The following is a 9,302-nucleotide window of genomic DNA, read 5'->3' on the forward strand; positions in this document are numbered from 1 at the left end:
GCAGCACCCACTCGCCGAGCTTGGCGATCATCCCGCACTCCTCGGCGAGCGGGAAGAACTCGTCCGGCCGGACGTTGCCCAGCTCCGGGTGCCGCCAGCGCAGCAGCGCCTCGGCGCCGACCGGGCGCACCGACGGCAGCGAGGCCACCGGCTGGAAGACCAGCCGCAGCTCGTCGCGCTCGATCGCGCCGCGCAGCTCGTGCTCCAGCCGGGTACGCCGGCTCAGCAACTGGTCGTACGTGGCGTCGTAGCGCTCGATCCGGTTCTTGCCCCGCTGCTTGGCGTAGCGCAGCGCCAGGTCGGCGTTGCGCAGCAGCAGCTCCACGTCCGCGTCGCCGTGCCCGGCCGCCACGCCGATGCTCACCGACAGGAAGACCGGACCGTCCCCCTGCTCGTACGGGCGGCCGAGCACCCCGAGCAGCCGGTCGGCCACCGGGCCGGGATCGGCCGACCCGTGCATCAGCACCGCGAACTCGTCGCCGCCGAGCCGGGCCGCCAGGTCACCCGGCCGCAGGTTGCCCCGCAGCCGCCGCCCCACCTCGATCAGCACCGCGTCGCCGACGTCGTGGCCCCGCATGTCGTTGACGTTCTTGAACCCGTCCAGGTCGAGCCCGAGCAGGACGCAGGGCACGCCCGACTCGGCGCAGCGGTGCAGGGCCCGCAGCAGCCCGCGCCGGTTCGCCAGCCCGGTGAGCGGGTCGGTGTGCGCCAGCTCACGGAAGTGCGCCTCCCGCTCGGCCAGCCGGCCCGCGTAGCCGCGTACGTCGTTGAGCGCCAGGTACTGCCGGGTGACCAGGGCGAAGCCCTCGACCGTGCCGGCCACGATGGCGTACCCGTCGAACCCGCCACCCTGCACCAGGTGGTACATCGCGGAGGCGGCGATGGCGAACATCGGCACGAAGGCGTACTCGCCGTCGCGGCGGATGAGATCGACGTCGAGCTGCGTCAGGTCGGCCCGGCGTCCGGCCACGGCGGTGGCGAGCAGGCCGGCGGCGGTCAGCGTGGCGCCGGTCAGCGCCAGGCCGGGACCGGCCTGGCAGAGCCCGGCCGAGACGCCCAGCCCGCCCGCGGTGACCGCTATCGCGCCGACGCCGAGCAGGGTCAGCCACCCGCGTGGCGGCGCGACCCGCAGCACCAGGATCACGGTCAGCCCGGTGGTCAGCGCCGCGATGATCGAGGCCAGCACGATCGGCAGGCAGGCAACCGGGGTGGCCTCACCGAGCAGCCGGGTCGGCTCGCTGAACGCCACCCAGCCGACGAACCAGAGCGCGCTGCCCATGATCAGGCCGTCCAGCAGCAGCCGGGCGGTGGCGGCGCGGGTCGCGGCGGCGCCGGGCAGCCGGAGCACGGCGGCGCCGAGGCCGAGCCCGGCGAGCGTGGTGCCCACCGCGACCACTGCCGCCCAGCCGGTCCGCTGGCCCTGCCGGTGCGCCCAGTGGTCCCCGGCCGCGAGCAGACCGCCGAGACCGACCAGCAGGCTGAGCAGGGCCGCCCCGGCGGCGACGGCCAGCAGCAGGTGGGCCTGCCGCCGAGGGCCGGTGCGACGCCGCGCGGACGCGGCGAGCAGCACCGTGGCGGCGGCCGCGGCGATCCCGCTCAGCGCCGCGACGGTGACCATCCCCGGGGACGACTGCACGCGTCAACTGTGCCGGATGAGCGCCCCCCGTGGGGCACCGGGTGTGCAACTGTTGGGACACAGGGTGCGCGGCGGGGGCGCGCCGCCGGGATGGTGTCAGACTGGTTGTCATGCCTGAGCTGCGGTCGAGGACCTCCACCCACGGTCGGACGATGGCCGGCGCCCGGGCCCTGTGGCGGGCCACCGGGATGACCGACGACGACTTCGGCAAGCCGATCGTCGCCATCGCCAACAGTTTCACCCAGTTCGTACCCGGTCACGTCCACCTCAAGGACCTCGGCGGCCTGGTCGCCGACGCGGTGGCCGAGGCCGGCGGCGTGGGGCGGGAGTTCAACACCATCGCCGTGGACGACGGCATCGCCATGGGCCACGGCGGCATGCTCTACTCCCTGCCCAGCCGGGAGCTGATCGCCGACGCGGTCGAGTACATGGTCAACGCGCACTGCGCGGACGCCCTGGTCTGCATCTCCAACTGCGACAAGATCACCCCGGGCATGCTGCTCGCCGCGCTGCGGCTCAACATCCCCACCGTCTTCGTCTCCGGCGGCCCGATGGAGGCCGGCAAGACGGTGGCGATCGAGGGCGTCGTGCACTCCAAGATCGACCTGATCGACGCCATGATCGCCTCCTCGAACGAGGCGGTCACCGACGACCAGCTCGGCGAGATCGAGCGCTCCGCCTGCCCGACCTGCGGGTCCTGCTCCGGCATGTTCACCGCCAACTCGATGAACTGCCTCACCGAGGCGATCGGCCTCGCGCTACCAGGCAACGGCTCGACGCTCGCCACCCACGCCGCGCGCCGGTCGCTGTTCGTCGAGGCCGGGCGCACGATCGTGGAGATCGCCAAGCAGTGGTACGAGAACGACGACGCCTCGGTGCTGCCGCGCTCGATCGCCGGCCGGGAGGCGTTCGAGAACGCGATCGCCCTCGACGTGGCCATGGGCGGCTCCACGAACACGGTGCTGCACCTGCTCGCCGCCGCCCGCGAGGCGGAGCTGGACTTCGGCGTCGCCGACATCGACGCGATCTCCCGCCGGGTGCCGTGCCTGGCCAAGGTCGCCCCGAACTCGCCGAACTACCACATGGAGGACGTGCACCGGGCCGGCGGCATCCCGGCCATCCTCGGTGAGCTGGACCGCGCCGGGCTGCTGCACCGAGACGTGCGCGCGGTGCACTCCCCCGGCCTCGACAAGTGGCTGGCCGACTGGGACGTGCGCGGCGGCTCGGCCACGCGAGAGGCGATCGAACTGTTCCACGCCGCCCCGGGCGGCGTGCGCACCACCGAGCCGTTCTCCACCACCAACCGCTGGTCGTCGCTGGACACCGACGCGGCCGGAGGCTGCATCCGGGACCGGGAGCACGCCTACAGCGCGGACGGCGGCCTGGCCATCCTGCACGGCAACCTCGCGCCGGCCGGCTGCGTGGTGAAGACCGCCGGCGTGCCCGAGGAGTGCCTGACGTTCCGCGGCCCGGCCAAGGTCTACGAGTCGCAGGACGACGCGGTGACCGCGATCCTCGCCAAGGAGATCGTCGCCGGGGACGTCGTGGTGATCCGGTACGAGGGCCCGAAGGGCGGCCCCGGCATGCAGGAGATGCTCTACCCGACCTCGTTCCTCAAGGGCCGCGGGCTGGGCCGCTCCTGCGCGCTGCTCACCGACGGCCGGTTCTCCGGCGGCACCTCCGGCCTGTCCATCGGGCACGTCTCCCCGGAGGCCGCCTCCGGTGGGCTGATCGCGCTGGTCCGCGACGGCGACGAGATCGTCATCGACATCCCGGGCCGGTCGATCGAGCTGAACGTGCCCGCCGACGAGCTGGAGGCGCGCCGGGTGGCCGAGGAGAAGCGGGACCGCCCGTACACCCCGGTCGACCGGCAGCGTCCGGTGTCGGCGGCGCTGCGCGCGTACGCCTCGATGGCGACCTCGGCCAGCGACGGCGCCTACCGCCGCGTCCCGGAGTGATGTAAGGAAGGGCCCCTTCTTAACGCCTCCGGTAGAGGAGGGGGCCCTTCTTAACACCCGCGCGCCGGTAGGGTCCGGCGGCGTGGAGACGACGGTGAGTTACGCGCGACTGGTCCGGCCGGCGATCGACCGGGTGTACGTTGGTGCCCGGTGGGCAGCGCGCGCCCGGATGGAGGCGTTCTACGCCGAGCGGGGCTGCACACTCGGCGCGGAGAACAGCTTCTTCTCCGGTGTGCTGGCCCGGCCGATGCCCGCCGAGGCGCTGGCCGACGGCCTGATCTACACCCCCGGAAGCATGGACGAGGAACTGGCGCAGGGCGTCGTCGTCCGGGACGACGAGGGCGCGTGGCACCTCACCGACCTGGGCCGGGAACTGACGCTGTTCGCCCAGCGGGCCACCGGCGAGGCCGCCGAGGAACTGTGGGCCATGCTGCCCGGCGTGCTGCCCGGCCTGGGCGTCGTGCCCCGGCTCGCCGACCTGGTCGGCCGGGTGCTGACGCACGCGCAGGCCACCGCCGGGCCGGTGTTCCGGGCGATGTCCCCGCCGTACGAGCCGGAAGGGGCCTCCCCGGCGCTGCTGCTCGTCACCCGGCTGGGCTCGCTGCGGCACCACCGCGCGGACGCGCACCGGGCCGCGTGGCGGGCCGCCGGGCTGACCGCCGACGAGATCCGCGCGCTGCCGGACGGCCCGGAACGCGCGGCGATCGAGGCGGACACCGACCGCCGCGACGAGCCGGCGTACGCGGCGCTCACCGAGGCCGAGCGCTGGGAACTGCTGGCCGGCCTCGCCGCACTGCCCAACTAGCGCCCCGCGGCCTCCGCGGCCATCGGGTGGAACGTCATGGGTGTCTCGGGACCCGTTTGACACCCATGACGTTTCACTCACCGCTGGGTGGGGTCCTCCTCGGCCGGGGCGGTGCCGTCTATCGGCAGGCCGAACTCCGCCGGTGAGTTCTCGTCGGTGCCGTCCAGGTCCGCGTGCGGCTCGTCCGGGATGACGTCGTCGGGATCGGCGCCTCCGGCGTGCAGTTCGGACAGCTCAACCGGATCAGTCATGCCGTGCTGGTACCCGTCCGACGCTGTCCGAACCCGCCGGTCTGGTGGGACGTCCGCATCGGCGGGGCGTCGCACGGTGCTCCATGCAGAGGTGGGATCACTCGTCGGTGCGATCCGAGGAACCGGAGCCCCCGTGCGTTCCCTGGGTGTCGAACTCGGGGCTGTCCTGGGACGAGATGGCGGTGGAGACGAGGCTGGAAGCGACCGGCTGAACGGGGATCACATCCTCCGACGTACGCAACCGGGGTGCCGCGGGCATCCACGGCTTGAGGTTCTGGATGATCTGCTCGTAGAAGTCGTCGATGGCGTGCAGCACAGAGTCGATGAAGGCACCCCGACCACTGCCACGCTTGGTTCCCGCAGTTGCGCTCTGGGCGATCCGGAAAGCCCGAAGTTCACGCGAGGGATCGTTGATGAGTGTCGTCGGCTCGGCACGTACCTGACGGAGAAGATCGGTGGCGCCACCGCCCCGGGCGTGCATGGCGAACGCCTCGATCCGCACCGTGTCCGGTGCGTCCTTCAGTTGACGGACCAGCCAGTTCACCCGGGTGGTCGGACGGCCTGACCGCGGAGCGTCGACATCGACGTGGCAGACGATCTGCCCAGCCCGCAGATCGGCCGTCACGTGAAGATGCCCGACCGCGCCCGGGATCCGGATGCTGCCGCTCAGGGTGCCGGCGCTGGCGAGCTGGTTGGCGAGCGATTGGGTGCGTGCGGCCGGATCGGCGAGGTCGCGGCGGCTCAGCGCGGGGGTCACGTCGGTGCCCAACTGCCGGCCGAGTCGGAGGCATGCGTAACGAATCAAGGCGTCGAAGCGCCCGGCGACCTGCGCTGCCGCGTCGTCGCCGGCCCGCAATGTCCCGGCCGACACCCCGTCCCGGACCTGCACCCAGGCCGGCCCCATGTCGCTGAACTCGAGAGCGCCCGAACGCGGGTGTTCGAGGTATCGGATCAGTTCGCCCAGAACCCACGCCTGATCCGGGTCTGCGACGCCACGGTACTCCTTCTGGATCACGGCCTGGGTCAGGATCTCCGTCCACGGCAGGTGATACAGGGCGACCCTGCGCAGTTTCCGGCGATCGACGGTCGTCGGATGCTGGCCCGGGACGGGAGCGATCTCGTTCGAGATCGTGATGAGGGCGTCGAATCCCTGCTCCCGCGCAATGTCCAGGTAGGCCTCCAACTGCTCGGATCGCAGCGGGTTACTGCCGGTCTTCACCTCCACGAGCGCGGTCCACTGGCGCTGCCCCCTGGTGACGCGGATGAGGCCGTCCGGAAAGAGTTGCTGGTTTCCGAGTTTGAACGGAACCTCGATGAAGGTCTGCACGACTCCGGCCGGCGCGCCGACGGACTGGGTCAGGACACGCCCGAACTCCCGTACCGAGCTCATCACCGCCAGCAGGGCGGAGGTCGCCCGGCGTTCCTGCTCCTCGGCGCCATTGATACCCGAGGTGGGAATCAGACGCGCCGCGAGCCAGGTTTCCTCAGACATAAGTGACTCCTCGTGAAGGCGGTGGTACGAGAAGTTACTCGCGAGGCCAGCTGGAAAGCAGCGCGACAATTGGCGCGTACGAACGGAAAGAGTTGACCGGTCGGATGTCGAGCGATCCGTCCCGGCCGAAAGCGAATGCCGGACGGATACGCTGTCTCATCAGTTCGGCTTTCGTCGGCTTCTCAGTCCGATACCTGACTGCGAATAGCGTAGGCCGGGTCAATGGCTCGGCAGGTGTCGTTCGAGGCCGTCGAAGAGCAGGTCGAGGGTGAACTCGAACTCGGTCTGGGAGTCGCACCACCCCAGCGTCGGATCGGCCGCGTCGTGCGTCTCGGCGGCCACCATCGCGGCCAGGTGCGGCAGCCGTTCGGCCAGCGCCACCATCTCCGCTTCCGCGGCTGCGGCGTCGGCCGCCCCGCCCGCGTCCGGGCGGAACACCTCCTGGGCGAAGCCGAGCGCCATGCTGCCGAACGCGTGCAGCGCCCGGTGGGCGATCCGGTACGAGAAGCCGCCGTCGACGAGCGTGGCGAGGATGCCGTCGTAGTAGGCGTACACCCCGGCGGGGACGGTCGGGCGCGAGCTGAGCAGCGCGGGGGCCCACGGGTGCCGCAGCATGACCGCGCGCGCGGCGAGGAAGCGCAGCCGCAGCCGGGTACGCCAGTCGCCGCCGGGCGCGTCCGCTTCGGCACGCTCGGCGGCCGAGGTGATCTCCGTGGCGACCGCGTCCACGAGGCCGTCGAGCAGTCCGGCCTTGCCGGGTAGGTGGTGGTAGAGCGACATGGCCTCGACGCCGAGTTCGGCGGCGAGCCGGCGCATCGTCAGCGCCTCCATCCCTTCGGCGTCGACAAGGGCGATCGCGCTGGCCAGGGCCCGCTCGCGGCTCAGCGGCTCCCGAGGTTTCCGCGCTCCCATCCGGCTCCCCATCTCCCCTTTACCTTACAACGTATGGTTGGCCTTACGGCGTAAGGCAAGCCCCGCCACCGCGTCGCTCACCCCCGAAGGAGCCGCCATGCACCAGCTGATCCGTACCGCCCGGGTGACCGGGCTGTTCTACCTCGGGCTCGCCGTCACCGGCGCGCTGGGGTTCCTCACCGTCCGGCCGATGATCTTCAACCCGGACGACGCGGGCGCGACGTTCGCCAACCTGGTGGCCCACGAGTCGCTGGCCCGCGTCGGCGTCGCCCTCGAACTGCTCGTCGTCCTCACCCAGGCGCTCACCGCCGTCTGGTTCCACCGCCTGTTCGGGACTGTCGACAGCACCGCCTCGGGCAGCATCGCCGCCTTCGGGCTCGTCAACGCGGTCGCGATCCTGGGCAGCGCCGCAGTGCTCGCGACGGCCCTGGGGGTGGCGACCGGCGGGCCGGGCGACGCCGACACGGTCCAACTGCTCTACCTGGTCAGCGGGAACCTGTGGGAGGTGGGCGGCCTCTTCTTCGGGCTCTGGCTGGTGCCGATGGGCTGGTGCGTGCTCCGGTCGGGCTGGCTGCCCCGACCGCTGGGCCGGCTCCTCGTCGCCGGTGGCGTCGGCTACGTGCTCATGACGTTCGTCGCGTACCTCGCCCCCGGCGCCGGCATCGTCGGCGATCTGCTGGTGGTGCCCGCCACGGTGGGCGAGGTGTGGATCCTCGGCTACCTGATCATCTTCGGCGTGCGAAAGCGCGCGGAGACGGATGCCAGGGCGACCGCGGCCTAGGCGGGGCTCGCGGCCAGGGCGACACCCCGGGCGTACCGGATGGCGGCCGGGGTGTCCGCGAACACCAGGCCCTCGCGGCGCAGCTCCTCGGCGACGCCGAGCGTGCTGAGCACCTGGTCGTGGCCCGGGGTGATGCCGGAGAGCAGCACCGTGATCCCCCGGGCGCGCAGCCGGGCGATGGCGTCGCCGAGCACCTGCGCGCCGGTGGCGTCGATGGTGGAGACGCGGGACATCCGCAGAATCACCACCCGCACGTCGGCCACCTCGGCCAACTCCAGCAGGAACGTGTGCGCGGCGGCGAAGAAGAGCGGCCCGTCCAGCCGGTACGCGACGATGTGCTCGGCGAGCAGCGCGTGCTCCTCGGCGCTGTGCTCGCCGGTGTCCAGCGGCACCTGTTCCAGCTTGGCGCTGCGGGCCACCGCGCGCAGCGCCAGCACGACCGCGACAGCGAGCCCGACGACCACAGCTGTCACCAGGTCCCAGATGACGGTGACGGCGAACGTCAGCACCAGCACCACCGCGTCGGCGCGGGTGGCCCGCATCAGCGCCAGCAGGGAGGCCGCCTCCACCATCCGTACCGTGGTGGCGAGCAGCACCCCGGCCAGGGCGGCCAGCGGGATGCGCCCGACGAGCGGGGCGGCCGCGAGCACGATCGCGGCGAGGGCCACCGCGTGGGTGAGCGCGGCGAGCTTCGAGGACGCCCCGGCGCGGACGTTCACCGCGGTACGGGCGATGGCGGCGGTCGCCGGGATGCCGCCGAAGACCGGGGAGGCGAGGTTGGCCAGGCCCTGGCCGAACAGTTCGCGGTCCGGGTCGTGCCGCTCGCCGACTGTCATGCCGTCGGCCACGGTGGCGGAGAGCAGGCTCTCCAGCGCGGCGAGCGCGGCCACGGCGAGCGCGCTGGGCAGCAGTACGCCCAGCGCGCCGAGGTCGACGAAGTCCAGCGACGGCGCGGGCAGCCCCTGCGGCAGCTCGCCGATCCGGGCCAGGTCGATCGGGACCAGCTCGGCGAGGAGCGTCGCGGCGGCCACCCCGACCAGGGAGAACGGCACGGCGGGCCGCCACCGGCCGCCGAGCAGCATCAGCGCCGCCACGCCGAGCGCGACAGCGATCGCGGCGGGCCGGGGATGCGCGGCGAACCGGGCGACCGCGTCGGAGGCCACCGCCCACACCTTTTCGCCGTGCGCGCCGGTGACGCCGAGCGCGGCCGGCACCTGTTGCAGCGCGATGACCACGGCGATGCCGGCGGTGAACCCCTCGATCACCGGGGACGGCAGGTAGCGGACGTACCGGCCGAGGCGGGCCAGGGCGAGCGCGATCAGGATCAGCCCGGCCAGCGCGCCGACCATCAGCACGCCACCGGCGCCGAACTGCTGCACCACCGGCACCAGCACGACAGTCATCGCTCCGGTGGGGCCGGAGACCTGGAGGTTGGAGCCGCCGTTGACCGCGGCGGCCGCCGCGGGG

Annotated in this window: 8 protein-coding genes; 3 read left to right on the forward strand and 5 right to left on the reverse strand. The window is 72.6% G+C overall.

Annotated features, from left to right (window positions below; all coding sequences use genetic code 11):
* The coding region (locus KBX39_RS13865) for a bifunctional diguanylate cyclase/phosphodiesterase (protein ID WP_210870916.1) at positions 1–1,636 on the reverse strand (1,636 nt) is incomplete at its 3' end.
* A 110-nt stretch (positions 1,637–1,746) separates the two neighbouring features.
* Here KBX39_RS13865 and ilvD point away from each other — a divergent pair.
* Together ilvD and KBX39_RS13875 are read left to right on the forward strand one after the other, a co-directional pair.
* On the forward strand, positions 1,747–3,594 hold the full coding sequence (gene ilvD, locus KBX39_RS13870; RefSeq protein ID WP_082931014.1) for a dihydroxy-acid dehydratase: 1,848 nt from the start codon (positions 1,747–1,749) through the stop codon (positions 3,592–3,594).
* A gap of 94 nt (positions 3,595–3,688) precedes the next feature.
* Positions 3,689–4,399, forward strand: coding sequence for a hypothetical protein (locus KBX39_RS13875; RefSeq protein ID WP_210870919.1), 711 nt, complete (start codon positions 3,689–3,691; stop codon positions 4,397–4,399).
* Positions 4,400–4,476: 77 nt separating this feature from the next.
* On the opposite strand, the gene KBX39_RS13880 is transcribed toward KBX39_RS13875, so the two are convergent.
* From KBX39_RS13880 to KBX39_RS13890, 3 genes are all read right to left on the reverse strand, one after another.
* The gene (locus KBX39_RS13880; RefSeq protein ID WP_166455563.1) at positions 4,477–4,650 is read right to left on the reverse strand and encodes a hypothetical protein; all 174 of its coding nucleotides are present in this window, start codon (positions 4,648–4,650) and stop codon (positions 4,477–4,479) included.
* 97 nt (positions 4,651–4,747) lie between these two features.
* A complete protein-coding gene (locus KBX39_RS13885; RefSeq protein ID WP_069087631.1) occupies positions 4,748–6,142 on the reverse strand; it encodes a stress response protein in 1,395 nt (464 codons plus the stop codon).
* Positions 6,143–6,361: 219 nt separating this feature from the next.
* The gene (locus tag KBX39_RS13890) at positions 6,362–7,066 is read right to left on the reverse strand and encodes a TetR/AcrR family transcriptional regulator C-terminal domain-containing protein (protein WP_083296933.1); all 705 of its coding nucleotides are present in this window, start codon (positions 7,064–7,066) and stop codon (positions 6,362–6,364) included.
* Between the two features lie 85 nt (positions 7,067–7,151).
* Here KBX39_RS13890 and KBX39_RS13895 point away from each other — a divergent pair, with 85 nt between their 5' ends.
* Positions 7,152–7,835, forward strand: a complete 684-nt coding sequence (locus KBX39_RS13895; RefSeq protein WP_210870922.1) for a DUF4386 domain-containing protein — start codon at positions 7,152–7,154, stop codon at positions 7,833–7,835.
* On the opposite strand, the gene KBX39_RS13900 is transcribed toward KBX39_RS13895, so the two are convergent.
* Positions 7,832–9,302 (reverse strand): SulP family inorganic anion transporter (locus KBX39_RS13900; protein WP_210870925.1); only part of this gene is annotated, 1,471 nt, incomplete at its 5' end. The two genes, KBX39_RS13895 and KBX39_RS13900, sit on opposite strands and share 4 nt — an antisense overlap.

Source organism: Micromonospora sp. D75 (genome assembly GCF_018070405.1).
In the GTDB taxonomy this organism is placed as follows: Bacteria; Actinomycetota; Actinomycetes; order Mycobacteriales; family Micromonosporaceae; genus Micromonospora; species Micromonospora chalcea.